Origin of the sequence: Pontibacter cellulosilyticus, from assembly GCF_014306105.1 — a bacterium.
Classification (GTDB): domain Bacteria; phylum Bacteroidota; class Bacteroidia; order Cytophagales; family Hymenobacteraceae; genus Pontibacter; species Pontibacter cellulosilyticus.
Genome location: NZ_JACRVF010000004.1, coordinates 408454 through 425901, shown reverse-complemented (window position 1 = coordinate 425901; position 17448 = coordinate 408454). Strand labels below are relative to the sequence as shown.

At 46.4% G+C, this 17448-nt stretch carries 15 protein-coding genes; 2 read left to right on the top strand and 13 right to left on the bottom strand.

What is annotated here, in order from left to right; translation table 11 throughout:
- Positions 1-62 precede the first annotated feature (62 nt).
- Both H8S84_RS15190 and lptB read right to left on the bottom strand, forming a co-directional pair.
- Positions 63-1553: a GH3 auxin-responsive promoter family protein gene (locus H8S84_RS15190; RefSeq protein ID WP_187068209.1), complete on the bottom strand. Its 1491-nt coding sequence runs from the start codon at positions 1551-1553 to the stop codon at positions 63-65.
- 114 nt (positions 1554-1667) lie between these two features.
- Positions 1668-2399: an LPS export ABC transporter ATP-binding protein gene (gene lptB, locus H8S84_RS15185; RefSeq protein ID WP_187068293.1), complete on the bottom strand. Its 732-nt coding sequence runs from the start codon at positions 2397-2399 to the stop codon at positions 1668-1670.
- A 194-nt stretch (positions 2400-2593) separates the two neighbouring features.
- Here lptB and H8S84_RS15180 point away from each other — a divergent pair, with 194 nt between their 5' ends.
- The gene (locus H8S84_RS15180) at positions 2594-3397 is read left to right on the top strand and encodes a glycoside hydrolase family 25 protein (RefSeq protein ID WP_187068208.1); all 804 of its coding nucleotides are present in this window, start codon (positions 2594-2596) and stop codon (positions 3395-3397) included.
- Between the two features lie 65 nt (positions 3398-3462).
- Here the strand turns inward: H8S84_RS15180 and recJ are convergent, their stop codons facing one another.
- From recJ to H8S84_RS15125, 11 genes are all read right to left on the bottom strand, one after another.
- The gene (gene recJ, locus H8S84_RS15175) at positions 3463-5169 is read right to left on the bottom strand and encodes a single-stranded-DNA-specific exonuclease RecJ (RefSeq protein WP_187068207.1); all 1707 of its coding nucleotides are present in this window, start codon (positions 5167-5169) and stop codon (positions 3463-3465) included.
- 252 nt (positions 5170-5421) lie between these two features.
- Entirely contained in the window at positions 5422-7239 is a 1818-nt protein-coding gene (locus H8S84_RS15170) for a tetratricopeptide repeat protein (RefSeq protein WP_187068206.1), read from the bottom strand.
- A 130-nt stretch (positions 7240-7369) separates the two neighbouring features.
- Entirely contained in the window at positions 7370-9481 is a 2112-nt protein-coding gene (locus H8S84_RS15165; protein ID WP_187068205.1) for a peptidylprolyl isomerase, read from the bottom strand.
- A gap of 80 nt (positions 9482-9561) precedes the next feature.
- Positions 9562-10860 carry a hemolysin family protein gene (locus tag H8S84_RS15160; protein WP_187068204.1) on the bottom strand — a complete coding sequence of 433 codons (1299 nt, stop codon included), beginning with the start codon at positions 10858-10860 and terminating at the stop codon, positions 9562-9564.
- A complete protein-coding gene (locus H8S84_RS15155; protein ID WP_187068203.1) occupies positions 10857-11051 on the bottom strand; it encodes a hypothetical protein in 195 nt (64 codons plus the stop codon). The genes H8S84_RS15160 and H8S84_RS15155 overlap by 4 nt, the downstream gene beginning before the upstream one ends.
- Positions 11051-11647: an LPS export ABC transporter periplasmic protein LptC gene (gene lptC / locus H8S84_RS15150; protein ID WP_230407195.1), complete on the bottom strand. Its 597-nt coding sequence runs from the start codon at positions 11645-11647 to the stop codon at positions 11051-11053. Before lptC ends, H8S84_RS15155 begins: the two co-directional genes overlap by 1 nt.
- A gap of 77 nt (positions 11648-11724) precedes the next feature.
- Positions 11725-13017: a hypothetical protein gene (locus tag H8S84_RS15145; protein ID WP_187068202.1), complete on the bottom strand. Its 1293-nt coding sequence runs from the start codon at positions 13015-13017 to the stop codon at positions 11725-11727.
- Positions 13010-13726, bottom strand: coding sequence for a type III pantothenate kinase (locus H8S84_RS15140; protein ID WP_187068201.1), 717 nt, complete (start codon positions 13724-13726; stop codon positions 13010-13012). Before H8S84_RS15140 ends, H8S84_RS15145 begins: the two co-directional genes overlap by 8 nt.
- A 3-nt stretch (positions 13727-13729) precedes the next feature.
- Positions 13730-15421, bottom strand: a complete 1692-nt coding sequence (locus H8S84_RS20225; RefSeq protein ID WP_187068200.1) for a pseudouridine synthase — start codon at positions 15419-15421, stop codon at positions 13730-13732.
- Positions 15422-15514: 93 nt separating this feature from the next.
- Positions 15515-16078, bottom strand: a complete 564-nt coding sequence (gene scpB, locus H8S84_RS15130; protein ID WP_187068199.1) for an SMC-Scp complex subunit ScpB — start codon at positions 16076-16078, stop codon at positions 15515-15517.
- A gap of 12 nt (positions 16079-16090) precedes the next feature.
- Entirely contained in the window at positions 16091-16480 is a 390-nt protein-coding gene (locus tag H8S84_RS15125) for a TraR/DksA family transcriptional regulator (protein WP_187068198.1), read from the bottom strand.
- A 357-nt stretch (positions 16481-16837) separates the two neighbouring features.
- On the opposite strand from H8S84_RS15125, the gene H8S84_RS15120 reads away from it, so the two are divergent.
- A complete protein-coding gene (locus tag H8S84_RS15120) occupies positions 16838-17392 on the top strand; it encodes a DUF3575 domain-containing protein (protein WP_187068197.1) in 555 nt (184 codons plus the stop codon).
- Positions 17393-17448: the final 56 nt, after the last annotated feature.

Here is a 17448-nt window from a genome sequence, read left to right as displayed (position 1 = left end):
TTCTGCTGATATTTGCTAAGGCTTATGCTCTTTCTTCAGCTTTTGCTATGCTTGCCATATTATTAGCTCCTCACCTCCAAATACTGCATCATCTCCTCCAGATACTCGCGGGTATTGCTCAAGCGTGGAATCTTGTTTTGGCCGCCTAGTTTGCCTTTGTCGCGGAGCCAGCTCATAAAGGTACCTTGTGGGGCTATATGCACCATAGGCTCCTGTAGGGCAATGTCATTTTGCCGCTTGGCATCGTAATCGGAGTTTACTTCTCGCAGCGTTTCGTCGAGCACCTGTGTAAACTGCTGCAGATTGTTTGGCTCTTTTTCAAACTCTATCAGCCACTCATGGCCACCGCGCTTGCCGCTTTCCATATAAACAGGCGCAGCTGTGAAATTAGAAATAACGGCATCTGTTGCCTGGCAGGCTTTGGTTATGGCTGTCTCGGCATTCTCTACTATTACTTCCTCGCCAAAGGCATTTATAAAGTGCTTCGTACGGCCAGATATCTTAATACGGTACGGGCTGAGATTGGTAAAACGGATGGTATCGCCGATCTTATAGCGCCACAACCCGGCATTTGTCGAGATAACGAGGGCATAATTCTTTCCAAGTTCTACCTGGTCCAGTGTTAGCGTTTTTGGGTTCTCCTCCTCTACCTGGTCCATGGGGATAAACTCATAGTATACGCCGTAGTCCAGCATCAGCAGCATTTCGTCTTCGGTGCCAGCCTGGTCCTGTATCCCGAAAAAGCCTTCAGAAGCATTGTATACTTCCAGATAGTTCATCTTATCAGATGGAATGATGTCGCGGAAAAGCTGACGATAAGGTCCAAACGCCACAGCACCATGCGTAAACAGCTCCAGGTTAGGCCATACTTCCAGCATATTGCTCTTGCCGGTAACTTCCAGTATGCGCTTTAACAGTACGTAGGTCCAGGTGGGCACGCCGCTTAGGCTGGTAACGTTTTCCTTTACGGTTAGCTCCACCATCTTCTCTATCTTCTCCTCCCATTTGTCCATCAGGGCTACTTTAAGCGGAGGAGTACGCATGGCCTCTGCCCAGATAGGCAGGTTCTGCATAATCACCGCCGATACGTCGCCGCAATTAACTTTAGCGTTTATCTCACTTGGGCGGTGGCTACCACCAATAGAAAGACCTTTACCAGTAAAAAGCTTTGTGTCAGGGTAGAGATTCACATAGATGGAGAGCATATCTTTGCCACCTTTATAATGGCAATCTTCCAAAGATTCAGGACTTACAGGAATAAATTTGCTGCGGGCATTAGTTGTACCCGACGATTTGGCAAACCATTCTATTTTTGATGGCCAAATCAGGTTCTGCTCTCCCTTCATCACCCGCTCAATGTACGGATACATTTCTTCGTAGGAGCTTATCGGAACACGCTCCTGAAACTCCCGCACACTTAGGTTATCAGCATAGCCATACTTCTTACCCCACTCTGTACCTTTTGCAGTATTGATCAGGTTTTGAAAGAGCTCCTGCTGCACTTCATGCGGATACTTCCGAAACAGATCTATATCATGGATCCGCTTCTTCATTACCCAAGTAACGATCGAATTTATAATCTCCACAGGTGGTTTGGCTAAATGGTTAAAATGCGTTGCCTATATCTGAGTGTGCAAACATTAGCCTTGTAATATACCTATTAAAGACTAAATTTTTCTTTTTAGCTCGAAATGTTTACCCAAGTATACACGACGTACTTGCTCGTCGGCGGCCAGTTCTTCGGCGGTACCGGCTTTCAGTATCTTGCCCTCAAACAGCAGATAAGCACGGTCAGTGATAGACAGGGTTTCGTTTACGTTGTGGTCGGTGATGAGGATACCGATGTTCTTGTTTTTAAGCTTAGCCACTATACTTTGAATCTCTTCTACGGCAATAGGGTCTACGCCGGCAAAGGGTTCGTCAAGCAGTACAAATTTAGGGTCTACGGCCAGGGCACGGGCAATCTCGGTGCGGCGGCGCTCCCCACCCGACAATACAATGCCTTTGTTCTTGCGAACGTGCGTTAAAGAAAACTCCTCCAGCAACTCCTCTACCTTCTCACGCTGCGCCTGCTTTGACAGGTTCGTCATCTCCAGCACAGAAAGTATATTCTCTTCCACTGTAAGTTGCCTGAACACCGACGCTTCCTGCGCCAGGTAACCTACTCCGCGCTTGGCGCGCTGGTACATTGGCATATCAGTTATCTCCTCGTCGTTTAGGTAAATCTTGCCACTGTTTGGCTTTACCAGTCCCACAATCATGTAAAAAGATGTAGTTTTACCGGCGCCATTCGGGCCAAGCAATCCAACGATCTCTCCCTGGTTTACCTCTACGCTCACATCGTTTACCACAAGGCGAGACTTATACTTCTTTATCAGGTGTTCTGCTCTCAATATCATCGGGGCTAAATTACGCATAAAGGCTGCATCCTGCAACGTGCATCTTTACAGCTTTATTACCACTAACAATCCACTATATTGAACTTTTACTTTTTAAATTTAATTAACAAAGTATATAAACCTTATCATAAGGTATTGAAAGTTATCTTATTAATACTTAATTTGATAACTCGCTTGATATTACAACTACCTTTATGATTCTTTCTTTACTCTTTTCAGCTGGCCAAAAGCTGGCAGTATCCGGATTACTTCTATTCACCGGTTATACCGGAGTGCCTACAGGCGTGCCCGCGCCTGATAACAACGAGCCTAAAGTTACAACCTCTGCCACCACATCATCTTTAAAAGGAATTGACGTTTCACGCTGGCAGAAAGAGGTAGACTGGGCATTAGTAAAGGAGTCAGATGTTTCGTTTGCTTTTGTAAAAGCAACTCAAGGCGATTTTAGATTAGACCCATACTTTGCCCGCAACTGGGAAGAGACCAAACGCCATGGTATTAAGCGAGGTGCTTACCACTTCTTTAAACCCGAAGCTCCTGTACAGGGCCAGATAGATCTTTTCCTGAGCACTGTAACGCTGGAGCCAGGTGATCTGCCTCCTGTTTTAGATATTGAGGTGGCTGACGCAAAGATCAGCAGCGAGGAGATGCGCAAAAGCATCAGAACCTGGTTAGAAGCTGTTACGGCACATTATGGTGTCAAGCCTATTATTTATACTGGACAGAGCTTCTATCGCCGTCATTTAAAAGGTCATTTTTCTGATTACCTGTTCTGGATTGCGCGTTATAGCGATAACAAACCTGAAATACACCATACCGACAGCTGGATGTTCTGGCAGTATACAGACAGGGGAAGCGTATCAGGTATAAATGCAGCCGTCGATATCAATTTCTTTGCTGGCGATTTCGAAACGCTGGCACAGCTTTGCCTGCAAGATAATGCAATAGCCCAAGAAAGTCCACTGCAGCAGCTAAAGCATATGTACCCTAAGCCATAGTATGATAGATAGTATATATTAAGGTTAACAACAAGAAAGGCTCCTGTAACGGGAGCCTTTCTTGTTTACTTCATGCGGATATCTTTAATGCGAAGCTGCAGTGTGATGACTCCTCTGAATATGTTTTCTTCCACTGTATAACACACGTCGAATGGAATGCCTTTCGCTATTTTGTGGTAATAATCGCTGAGGCCAAAACCGATGGCATCTATACTATGGTAGCCATCCTGTGTCAGGCGTAGCTTTAAGTGTGAATCTCCAACTATACGTACACTGCCCGTATCATACACTAACTCCGACACGAATACAGGCCTCATATTACCGGGACCGAAAGGCTCCATCTGCCGCACAATGTTGTAGAAATTGCGTGTTATCTGCTTCAGCTCAATTTTGCCATCAATCTCGATCTGTGGTATCTTTTGCTCCGCCGTAATGGTATCGGCCACAATTTTCTCAAAACGCTCTCTGAAAGCCGGTATATTCTCTACAGGCAGGGTGAGGCCTGCTGCATACATATGGCCGCCAAACTGTTCCAACAGGTCAGAGCAGCTCTCGATGGCACTGTGCACATTAAAGCCATGTACCGAACGCGCAGAGCCTGATGCCTTGCCGTTAGACTGTGTAAGTATAATAGTGGGGCGATAGTATTTTTCGATGCAACGCGAGGCCACAATTCCAATTACGCCTTTGTGCCAGCTGTCTTTGAATAGAACTGTAGAGTTGGCGCCACGCAGGAACTCGTCTTCCTCGATCATCTGCAGCGCCTCTTTGGTAATGTTGCTGTCCTTATCGCGCCGCTCTTTGTTTGACTCATTGATGATATCAGCCATTTTAAAGGCCTCTTCTTTTGTCTGAGCCAACAGCATCCGCACCGAGTTCTTAGCGTCTCCCATTCGTCCGGCTGCATTAATGCGCGGTGCAAACCCGAACACAATGCTTGTGATATCCATCTCACTGGTTATACCAGCCAACTCTTTTAAAGCATCCAAACCAGGGCGCATCGGCTGAGGACCGTTCAGGTGGCGCAGACCAAAATAGGCAAGTATTCGGTTTTCGCCAGTGATGGGCACAATATCAGAGGCTATACTTACCACCAGTAGATCCAGTAGCTTATAAGCCTCCTCCTGGTCTATATCATTCTGAAAACAAAAAGCCTGTAGCAGCTTAAAGCCAACTCCGCATCCCGAAAGCTCTTTGTATGGGTATGGGCAATCAATCTGCTTCGGATCGAGTACGGCAACGGCTTTGGGTATGTCCTCGTCAGGCAGGTGGTGATCGCAGATGATAAAATCGATGCCACGTTCAGCAGCGTAAGCCACTTTATCAGCAGATTTTATACCGCAGTCCAGGCTGATGATGAGCTTAAATCCATTTTCTGAAGCATAGTCTATACCTTGAAAAGAAACGCCGTATCCTTCTTTATACCTGTCCGGGATGTAGAAGTCTATGTTGGAAGTATAGTTGCGCAGGAAGCCATACATTAGTGCCACTGATGTAGTGCCGTCCACATCGTAGTCGCCGTACACCATTATCTTTTCATTCCGGTGCAGGGCATCGTTCAGGCGGTCAACTGCCCGGTTCATGTCCTTCATCAGGAACGGGTCGTGGAGGTCTGTAAGGCTTGGGCGGAAAAAATGCTTGGCTTCTTCGTAGGTACAGATACCGCGCTGGCAAAGTATGGCGGCAAGCGTGGGGCTAATCTTTAGGCTTTGCGTAAGACTTTCCACTACATCGGCTGGCGCCTCTGGTATATATACCCACCTTTTCTCCATATGCTTCTGCTACACTACATTTAACTTGTCGCAAAGGTAGCTATTTTAAAGGTACTGTCGGCGATGCTTACCCGCTTCCGCTTAGCTTACCCTCAAAAATTATATCTTTGTATCAGAAGTAGAACAGGATATTCCGTGAAACGATTCAGAGAGATTTTCGAAAAGTATAAAAATTATTCGCTGGACCTGGTGATGTATGGCTTCTTCATCCTCTTCATTCTTGTACTTGTCATCTTTTTTTAGAGCAGCAGCCTAGTTTATACTATCGCCGCGCAGCTTCCGGAAGCGTTTGCGAGCCTCTGCCATATAAATGCTGCCCTGGTGCTTCACCAGAAAATCGTTGTACAGCTGCTGTGCCTTTTCCTTGTCTTTCAGGCTCTCTTCGTAAATATAGGCCATCCTAAACAAGGCGTCATCGCTTAGGATATCATTCTGCGGATTACTAACGATCTTATTCAGGTTTTCCAGCGCTTTATCAAAAGCTCCCATCCGCTCATGAATGTTTGCCTTCTGAAAGTATATTTCGTCGGTTAGGCTGTGGCCCTGGTACTTTTTCAGCATGGCATCTAAGGCGGTTATTGCCTCCGGCAGCTTGTTCTGGAACACCAGCAAGTCTATTGCCGCATATTCCTCCATGGCTACTGTGGAGGTATCTAAGCCGGTGTTGTCTGTGATAAGCAGGCTCAGGTCCATGGCATCGTTGGCAATTTCGCGGCTGGTGGCCAGCTTTAGGATATCAAGATGCGCCTGTGCCAGATCAAAATCACCTTTGTAGTAGTTCAGCCTCGCGTTGCGCAGCTTGGCCTCATGCCCTATCGGTGTTTCTTTATGTGACTTCTCTACCTGCGAGTAAAGCAGTGTACTTTCCCACGGTTCTCCCTTCAGCAAATAGATATCGCCTAAAGTTAATTTGCTGTTGGCTACAAAGTCGGGGTTAGCACGTGGCATGTCTATGGCCTCCTGCAGCAAAGCAATTGCCTTTTCCCTATCGTCTAAGTAAAAAGCGTATAATTCTGCCATGTGCTGCAGCACCTCCACCGTCTGGGCTGTGCGGCCAACCTCACTTAGCAACGCCTGGTAATCTGTTATCAGTGCCCTGATCTTATCTTTATCTACCGGAAATGTATTCTGCACCTGCTCTTCGCGGGCATTGATCAAGCGCTGGCGAGCAATCAGGTAGTATGGCCCTTCCGGGTATTCATTCACAATGTATTCGTATGCCTCAATAGCGCCCTGGTAGTCGTTGTTTTTCAAACTGATCGCCCCAAGCTCCATTACCCTTGTGCCTCCGCTGCGCGTGCGTTTGTCTACGGCCCTGGCTTGCATTAGGGCGCTGTAAAAGTCTTTGCGCTGTATATACAGCCAGATCAGTAGTTCATTATAAGCCAGTTTATCGGGGTTTTGCTGCACACGTAGTATAAGCTCTTTCTCCAGTTCGTCCAGGTTCTTTTCTTCGCGTATGCTGTTCTGAAGCATGTTCTGCACATACCCCAACTCACTCTCGTTAGCTTGCAACAGGTTCAGTATCTCCGGAATTAGCCTGTCGTTCTTCTGTCGGTAAGCATACAGCGCAATAAGCGGCCTATTGTATTCCAATGGATTTCCACTGATGGCTCTGCCTTTCAAGTATGTTTTTTCAGCATAATCAAACAGGTCGTTCTGCATAAAGGCGCTTGCAACGGCAATTACCTCCTCTGGCTTTAACTGCTCGATAAGTTTGTCAAAATGTTTTTCGGCATCTGCCTTATCGCCGGCGGCCTGGTATACTTTACCCAGGTCTACCTGATAGTTTAATATGCTTGGGAAGCGCTTGATGGTTTTCTTTACCAGCTTTTCTGCCTCTTTGTAGTCGCGCTGCGCCACCAGTACCTTCAGGTAATCCGGGTACACAACCTGGAAAAGCCTTTGCTGCTCTATCAGCTTGCTGTACAGCTCCTCCGCCTTTGCATAATCGCCTTTGCCATAATACTCTCTTGCCAGCTGCAGTTCCTGGCTCTGGGCTGAGGCTGTAAGCGTGATAAAGAGCAGCAGAAGTGTGCTAAGTATGATCCGTAGTAGTGTAGCTGGCATAGTATACTTAAAACGTTAATTATCCGGCAGTTGATATGGCAGTGCGTCTGATAAATTGAAGTTACGGGTATGACACAAAAAAAGCCACTCTTTGGGAGTGGCTTTTCCTGATTTTATACTTTGCGCTAAACTAGAAGAACTTAACGCGGTTATCCTTTATCTCAGCTTTTTCTTTGATAGCTTCGAAAGCTCTGCTCTGTACGCTGCCTGTGCGGGCACTGCGTATCTGCTCTTTCACATTGGCGAAGTCGTTGATTTCTGGGGCAGCGTTCAGGCTTAGTAGCTCAACGATCATAACACCGTTCTGGCCTTCGATTGGAGTTGAGCGCGAACCCTGCTTCAGGCCAAATGCCTTACCAATAGCTGTAGGCTCTACACCAAATCCAGGTATCGCAGTAGAAGCCATGGTTACGTTCTCAGCAGTTTTTACCATAGCGTTAGGTCCGTAGCTGGCAGCAATCTGGTCTAGTGTGCCTTTTTTACCTTTCAGCTTCTCCATGATCTGCTCTGCCTTCACCTCGTTGCGAACAGCTGCAGTAAGCTCTTCTTTGATATCCTCTACTTTAGCATATCCTTTTTCGCGCTTGCCTGTAAGTGTAGCCACCACAAACTTGTCTTCGATCTCAAACACAGGAGAAACGTCGCCTATCTCTGTATCATTCGCATATGTCCAGCGAACTAGTTCACGTGCGTTGTTCAGGTTGTTAACCAGTATCTGGTTCTTGCCTAATTCTTTAGCTTCTTCTTTTACAAGAGACTTGTTCTTGGCAACATTCTCTCTGAACTCTTCTGTGCTACCGCTTATACCAGAAAGCTCGTCAGCTACTGCATAGGCAGCATCGCGTGTTGTTTCGCTTGGCTCTACAGAACGCTGCACCGCGGCAACTTTATACTGCTGCTTTGTTTTTGGCTCTGTTACTTTAACTATATGGTAGCCATACTCTGTCTCAACCAGGTTAGGAAGCAATCCTGTTCCTGAATGGCCAAACACTGCTTTATCAAACGGGCCTACCATACGGCCTTCTGCAAACCATCCTAAGTCACCGCCAACAGATGCCGTACCGTCAGTTCCATGCTGAGCAGCCATCTGAGCGAAATCTGCACCGCCTTTGATCTGGTTGTACACATCCTGTGCTTTTGCTTTTGCAGCGGCCTTTGCCTCTGGTGTATCGCTTTCTGGCCTGATAAGAATGTGGCTGGCTCTGATAGCGCTCTCAGTACCTTCTCTGGCATCCATTACTTTGTAAAGTGCCATGGTGCCGTTGTTGTTGAAAGGACCATATACTTTCCCTTCCTGTAGTGGCAGTTGCTTACGCAGTTCCTCAGGCAGGTCGCCAGGAGTTTTGTAAGAACCGTCGAAAGGCTGGTCTGAGTTTGTGTAAACAAAAGCAGAATCGTTGGTTGCGCTTGCAAACTGCTTTGACAATGTAGATACCTCTTCCTGGTAGTATGTGCTGTCTTCTTTAGATGCGTTTACATCTACAACCACATACTCTATCGAGCGGCCGTCTTCTACTTTGTAAAGCTCTTTGTTACGCTCGTAGTAGTCATTCAGCTTGCTGTCTGATACTTCTACTGTTGAGTCGGCTATAGTAGCGTAAGGCACAAACAGTACGTTAAGGTTTGCTGTTGCATTCTGTGCTTTGTAGAAGCTCTTAGCCTCGGCAGTAGTTACGTACACCGACTTAGCAAGCAGGTTGTTATACTTTGTAGCGATACGGTCAGAAACAATGCCTTGCTCAAAGTTTGCCCACATCGGACGCGCCTCCGGTCCCATCTGGTCCAGGTTCTGCAGATACTGCACTACCTGGCTCTGGTCGAACAAGCCTGTCTGAGGGTTTACGAAAGCCTGCTGCACAGCCGGGTGAATGTTATTTCCCTGCACCATGTCAAACAGTTCGTCCTCGGTCACCTCAATGCCTAAACGCTCATATTCTTTTTCTAAGGCAATTTTAAAGATCAGCTGGTTCCAGGCCTGCTCACGCAGCATCGCCAACTCACCTTCTGTGGCCGCACGACCTACCTGATTCTCATAATTGGCTTTAAGCTGCTGTAATGCTGCATCAAACTCATCGTATGCAATTTCTTCGCCGGCAATTTCGCCTATAACAGTTGCATCGTTACCCATTAGTCTTGAGTTTGGTCCTAGCAGGTCACCGCCTACTACAAATATACCAAGCCCTATGGCAATGGCGCCTACAGCCCATCCAGACTTCTCTCTAATCTTGTTAATTAATGCCATTCTTTATTAAACTTATAAAAGGATTGTGCAAAATAAGGTTAATCGTCTTAAAATTCAAAAAATTTATGCAGTCAGGGCTATTATTCTACATCTGCCTGATAATCTGATTTTTTAATGAGCTTCACAGCGTTGATCCGGTTATCGTCCATGGAAAGGACTGTGATGTGGAAAGGCGGCACTTCTATTTCGTCGCCGGGTGTCGGAATTTCACCGAAAACAGAAAAAATAAGACCTCCAAGAGTTTCATAGTCACCTTCAGGCAGCTTTAACTCATACTTCTCGTTCAGGTAGTCTATCTCGTGCCGTGCGCTAAGCAGGTAAATTCCCTCCTCTTCTATCACCTGCTCCAGCAGTTCGTCATTGATGTCAAACTCATCTTCTATCTCTCCGAAGATCTCCTCTATCACGTCCTCCACTGTTACAATGCCCGATGTACCGCCAAACTCATCTATCACCACGGCCACACTGCGGTGCTCTGAAACGAACTTTACAAACAGTTCGCTGGCCATCATACTTTCCGGCACCATACTTACCTGCGACACGATCTCTGAAATGCTATGAGGCCGCTTAAACATGTCCAACTGGTGGCAGTAGCCTACTATGTTATCAATCGTGTCTTCGTACACCAAAATCTTGGAATGGCCTGTCTGCACAAAAGCCTGACGCAGTGTTTCTATTGTATCGGTTATCTCTACTGCCTCTATCTCGGTGCGGGGCACCATGCACTCGCGTACTTTCACGGTTTTAAACTCCAGCGCGTTATGGAAGATCTGTGGGTCCACCTCCGGTGCGTTCTCCTGCTCGGGGTTGTACAGGTGGTTCTTGATATAGGCATTCAGGTCTGTAAACCCAAATACTGGCTTCTCTTCAGAAAATTCTATCCTAAACAACTTCTCAGCCACCCACTTGCTCATGCTCACGATAAGGTACACCACAGGGTACAGCAGATAGTAAAGCAACAGTATAGGTATAGCCAGCACCTGAAGCAAGCGGTTTGGATTTATGGCAGCCAAGCTGCGCGGCAGAAACTCTGCAGTAAGCAGCACTACCACAGAGGCTATAATGATCTGAATAACCAGTATAAGCAGATTAAACTGAAACGGCTCGGGCAAATAGGTTGTAAGCAGGGTGTTCAGGATGCCTGCAATTGCAAAGCCATAAAGCACCAGCGCCAACGTATTCCCAATTAACGCCGTGCCCAGGAACCTGGAAGGGCGCTGCAACAGATGCCACAGTATGCGCCCCGACAGCACACCGTTCTTATCGCTGAGCTCAATCTGTATTTTGTTGGCTGCCACAAAGGCCATCTCTATACCAGAAAAAAAGGCGGAGAAAACCAAAGCGACTAGCAGCAAAATAATCTGACTGGGGTCTATCATCTTTTATCGTTCTTTTCGGCGTCTTCGCTTTTATTGCGCCTGTAGCGGTACAGCATGTATAACACCAGCACGATCATAAAAATCCAGTAGTTGCCTGCTATATCGCCCTCTTCTATACTTCTATGCACACCGATAACCATGGCCACAAAAGACAGCGACAGTAAAATGGTATTTAACAGCTTTGGGTTCATTACTCTTCTTTTAAGCTAAAGGTACCTGTCACTTTGGTTATGGAGTAGCGCGAAAAATCCTGATTTGCCCTAAGGCCCTTTCCGGTTATTACCTCTTCGGCAGTGGTAATTTTAACGAACTTGTCTGTAAAGATCTCTTGCTTGCTTTTATCCCAGTATAGCTCTTCTGTCTCCAGCTTTTCCCGTTTTTGCAGGTTGTCTACCACTACATTGCCTTTGGCCAGGTAAAGGTCTTTGTTTCTGTCCTGTTTCGCATAGTTTGCTTTAAGCGTAGATGTCATCTGCCCGGGCTTTTCGTAAAACTCTACATAAAGGCCTTTCGGAAAAACACCGTCACCGTTCTCGAACTCCTGCTGCACTGGGGCCTGCAGCTTTACCAGCAGCTTAGCCGAATCGGAGTACAGGGTGGTAACATCCTTGTTCTCGATCAAGGGTCCGGTATACTTTATTGCTTTATCCGGGTCCTGCAGTTCATCTTTACAGCCAAAGGCCATACTTGTGATCAATGCTAGTAACCCAAACATCCATGCTTTGCGCATTTTATACTTTCTCTTCAGTTTTTGTGAATTTAATAAATTATATGCTTTCTGGTTCATAAGCATTCATCCTTATAGCTATATCGCAAAAAAGGCCGCTTCTAGAACGGCCTTTCATTTATACTTTATAGCAAAGGTTACTCTATGCGGCGCTTAATAAACCACCTGCTGTTTACAGTAAAACCAACGCTAAACTGAAAATAGTTCTCTTTGATAAGACCATTGTCTGTTGTGCCGCGGCTTCCGTAACCAATAGCCCCGTTTAGCTGATAAAGATCATATATGCTTGAGCGGCCAAGCGGCATGGTAAATCCGGCTGTTACACCTTTGTCTTTAATCGTCTCGCCTTTGCTGATGTATGGAGAGTCGCCGTAGTATAAGCCACCGCGGTACGTGATACGCTCAAAGAAATTATCGATAGAGTTGGCATCTGGCGTAAACTCTGCGCCTACGGCCACTCTGTAGCTGTTACCAAGTTCGCTGTCTCCGTCAAAGTTCCTGAACTCCGACCACTTCTGTGTATAGAAATCAGCTCCTAAAGTTAGGTTCTTTCCGTTGTCTAAGGTTACACCAGCCCTAAAGCTTGATGGCAGATTTACGCTACCCTCTGAACTGTCAGGCAGTATATTGTTGTCTAGCACGTTATCAGATAGGGTTCGGCGCTCAAAAGAGGACCTGCGCTTTGCTTCTAGATCGGTTCCGAAAGTATAAACAGAGCCGGCACTTAGATAGTAAGTATCGGTTACTTTTTTTCGATAGTTTGCTCCCGCCCTGAATAGGAAATTGTCGTAACGTATACGCTCGCTGTAAACCACCTTTTCATTAGATATGGCATTTAAAGACTCATCTCTTACTGCAGAAGATGCCTCTTTTGTGATAGCCCCGAAAATATACGACGCGCTACCGCCAATCGTAAAGCCGTCTGCGATTCTTACACCGTGTGCAAAGTAGGCTTCTGACAGGCCACCTTCTCCCATATATTGCTGCTCTACTATGGCAGTAGGTTTATTCTCTATTTCTGATGTAGTTCTGGCCTCGTAGTTTACCACAGTATATGGCCTTAACCCGATAGCCGAGCTCCATCTCTTCGAAACTGGCACAGCCAGCGTCAGGTTGTAGAGGTTTGCATTTGCGTCTGTCTGCTTCTCAGTGGCATTTTTGATAGTTTTAACTTGACCAGCTACTCCTATATCAAAAACAGTGATGCTGTTATAGTACAGCAAGGCCGGGTTTGAGGTATTGGCTTGAAAACTATTACCTGCGCTTAGTCCCACACCCGCCATACCTGCGTTGCGCACGTTGCCCAAGTTATAGTTATATTCCCCTAAGCCATAGCGGGAGTACGGTGTGTTGCCAATGTTTTGTGCCTGTGCGGCATGTGCCAAGCATAGTACGGCAAAGCCAACAAGTACTCGTAGTGATTTATACATTATGTGCTAATATTCTGTGAAGCCCGATTAAAACTAACTCAGGAATTACAAAGATGCGTCCTTTTAATTTACTTTCAAAAAATCCTGCGTCTCCTCCACAAAGTATAACCGTCAGGTCTTTTGCTTTTTCTGAATAAGCTTGCATGAAGCCATTAAGCTCAGCTACACTTCCAGCCAGCACACCGCTTAAAATTGACTCTTGAGTTGTTTGCCCTGTCAGCGGATAGTCATTTTGAGTCCGCTCTACTAACGGCAGGCGTTTTGTAAAAGTATGCAATGCCTTAAATTTCATACTCAGGCCCGGCGATATGCCACCTCCCAGGTAGTTGCCATCCTTATCAATGAAGTCGTGGGTAATGCAGGTGCCGGCATCAAACACCAGGCAATTATGCCCCGGAAACAGGTAGTTGGCTCCCACTGCTGCAGCAATTCTGTCTGCTCCCAGCGTTTGTGGCGTTTTATACTTGTTAAAAACAGGCAGGGCTGTCTGTGCAGAAAGCTCTATTACGCTTCCCGTTACAGACAGCCCTGCTGCTATACTTTGTGCATCTGCCGCTACAGAGGCAACAATGGCATTATCAAATGTTTGGTTTAGCAGCTCCTGTGGCAATTCCTGCCCCTCAAAATATCCCTGCTTTACCAGCGCATCGTTTTCAAAGATGCCATACTTGCTGCCAGTGTTTCCTATGTCTATAGCGGCGCTGCGCATGTCTTACATAAAGAATTTAAGTCTGATAACTTCTTTCTCAGTTAAGAATCGCCACTCTCCGCGCGGTACGTCTTTCTTGGTTAGGCTGGCATACTGAACTCGGTCCAGGCTTACTACCTCGTAACCAAGGTGCTCAAAAATGCGGCGCACAATGCGGTTGCGGCCAATATGGATTTCAAGACCTAAAAACTTATTAGAGTCACCTAGCAAGGCTACATCATCCACCTCAGCTTTGCCATCCTCCAGCTCTACGCCCTCTACAATCTTCTGGAAGTCTGCTTTGGTGACAGGTTTATCCAGCTCTACCTGGTAGATCTTCTTGATGTTGTTTGATGGGTGCGTAAGCTTTTGGGCCAGTTCGCCATCGTTCGTGAACAACAGCAATCCTGTTGTGTTGCGGTCGAGGCGGCCAACCGGGAAGATACGCTCTTTAGAGGCACTCGCTACAAGGTCCATCACGGTCTTACGGCCTTCTGGGTCTTCTGTAGTCGTGATAAAGTCTTTCGGCTTGTTTAGCAGCACGTATACCAGCTTCTCACGGTTCAGGATTTTTTTGCCATACTGCACGTTGTCAGAAGGCTGTACTTTGTAACCCATCTCCGTAATCACCTCCCCGTTCACTTTTATCTCGCCGGCCTCAATTAGGCTGTCTGCCTCACGGCGCGAACAAACACCTGCATTGGCAATAAAACGGTTCAGGCGAATAGTGCCGTCCTCGTCTTCTTTGCGATTTGTTTTCTTGATGCGCGGGTTGTCTTTGTAACGGTTCAGGTTATAATCCGGTGCTTCCTGCTCTCCGCCTTCTTTGCGGTCGCTGAAGCGGTTACGGCTAGCTGCCTGCTTACCTAATCTGCTTTCGCGGTCTGCCTTAAACGGCTTTCTCTCGCCACCAAAGCTGCGGCTCTCACCTGCATCACGACGCGGACGATCATTGCTGAAAGAACGACGCTCGCCATCTTCTCTTCTTGGCCTATCGGCGTTAAAGCTTCTGCGTTCGCCTCCTTCTCTTCTGTCGCTATAAGAGCGGCGTTCGCCTCTGTCACCACCTTCGCGTCTATCGTTACCAAACGATCTTTTTTCCCCGTCTTCGCGGCGTGGGCGATCGCTGTTAAAAGAACGACGCTCTCCACCTTCTCTTCTATCCCCCCTGCGGTCGTCTCTTCTGTCCGGCCTGTCAGCGTTAAAAGATCTGCGCTCGCCACCTTCGTTTTCACGATCGTAGCGTTTTACACGGTTTCCTTCAGACGGGCGTCTTTCACGGTTCTCGCCACCTTCGCGTCTGCCTCCGCCAAAAGATTTGCGCTCTCCGCCTTCTCTTCTGTCGTTGCCAAAGCTACGGCGCTCACCATCTTCTCTTCTTGGTCTGTCTGAGTTGAAAGAACGTCTTTCGCCGCCCTCTCTCCTATCATTCCCAAACGAGCGACGCTCTCCTCTTTCACCGCCTTCTCTTCTGTCGCCAAAAGATTTGCGCTCACCGCCTCTGCGGTTTTCGCTTCTATCGTTATCTCTTCTGTCGGAGTTAAAGCTGCGGCGTTCGCCACGCTCCCCACCGTCATCGGATCTGTCGTTTTTATCTCTCCTGTTAAAGATTTTTTTCCCTTCGCGGTCGTTATTTGGTCTGTCAGAACCTCTTCTGCCAAAACCTTCTCCTCTGCCGGCATTATCGCGGGCAGGTCTTTCGTTTTCTCTTGCCATGGTATTATTGTTATCGATGCAGTATCGCTACTGTATCCTTGTTATGTGCAGTATAATAGAAAATCTCTATTTATAGTTCATTAAGGGTGCAGCCTAATCGGCTGTTTCGCCAATCATGTTTTCTTCGGTGGCGAAGTCTTTTAATTGCGGAAGGTCTTTGATGTGGTTGATGCCGAAGTAATCCATAAATTTCTGGGAAGTGCCGTAAAGTACAGGGCGCCCAATGGTATCGGCTTTGCCTTTTATCTCGATCAGCTCTTTTTCAAGCAGCTTATGAACAGCATAGTCGCAGCCAACGCCGCGAATTTGCTCCAACGCCGATCTCGTGATCGGTTGTTTATAGGCAATAATTGCCAGCGTCTCCAGAGAAGACGCTGACAACTTTTTCTTTGACTTATGCTTTAGGTAAGTACTTACCGTTTCCTGGTACTCCGGTTTAGTCAGAAACTGATAGCCTCCTCCAATCGCGTAGATCTGGAAGGCAAAGTTGGCTTCGTTAAGCTGCTCGTTGATCGCCTCTACGGCTTCCAGCACATCGCTTACCAAAACTTCTTCCATACCTAACGCCTCCTGTAAGCAACGCTGAATTTCTTCGATACTTATCGGGGACTGGGCACAGAATACCAGGGCCTGAATATGGTTTTGCAGGATATTCAAATTGTAAAAGTACTAGTCGTTACGCTGTAATTTAGCCTCAATAGAGTGCTGTGTATGCGGTACTGCACGCAGTCTCTCTTTCGGGATAAGTTTGCCTGTTACTATACAAACACCGTACGTGCCGTTTTTAATACGTATCAGGGCATTTTCCAACTGCTGGATAAACTTCATCTGGCGGGATGCCAACTGGTTCAAGCTTTCCTTCTCAGCAGTATCAGCACCATCTTCCAACACTTTCGTAGGAGACGCTGTGTTATCTGTACCTGAATCGTTGCGGCGGCTAAGGGTTTCTTTTATAAAGGCCACTTCTTTGCGGGCGTTAGTCAGCTTCTCTTCAATGATTGACTCGAATTCTGCTAACTCCTCACGCGAATAGCGCTGCTTTTCTTCGTTTGTGTTCATTTTGCTTTTTTTGAACTGTATATCTTTAACTCAATATCTGGGTTATTAATTCCAACTTATACCTCACAGCCGCTTCAACGCGGCTAAGCTATTGTATTCACTTTAGTACAAGAGTCTGTTTATTAGCATCTTCACTAAAATTCGTGCAAAAATAAGATTAAAGATTTGAATATACTATGGGTTATCAAAATTTAATAACTCCTTACTCCAGATACTTTTACGCTATAGTACATCAATATTCGTGCAAAAGATGTTATAACATATAAAATATTTTTTTGAATTCTCTCGCTAAGTATCTAATAAAATATATATTTGTTGCTGTATATTAACATCTTCCACTTTTTATTTTCATTAGTTATGAAACGAATTTTACTGTTCGTTGTGGCAGCAATTGCCATCTCTATGAGTACTGCACAGGCTCAGAGCAACATCTTTAAAATCAATGTAATCAGCCCGATCGTTCGTACAGGATCTGTGTTTTATGAGCGCACCATAGCCGCAGACAAGAGTATGCAGCTTGGCGTATTCTACACAGGTTTCAGCATCGAGGATACAAAATTCAGCGGCTATGGCATTACTCCAGAATTCAGAAAGTACCTTTCCAAATCTAAAGAAGCTCCTCAAGGATTTTACATTGCACCATTTATGCGCTACCAATCATTTAACATGACTGCTGAGTACGAAGGTCACAGTGACCATACGGATAAAGCAACTTTTAAGACCTTTGGTGGCGGTATGCTGGTAGGAAGCCAGTGGGTTTTTGCTGACCGCTTTGTTTTAGATACCTTCTTTGGACCTAATTACAACGCTGGAAGCATCAAAGTAGAAAGCGGTGAAGAAGATGCTTTCGATACCGGCGCATTTGGTGGCTTTGGAATCCGTACAGGTATAGCTTTCGGTATTAAGTTCTAGTAAAGCGAAGCAACATATTTTAAACAGGAAGAGGCGGCCCAATAAGGCTGCCTCTT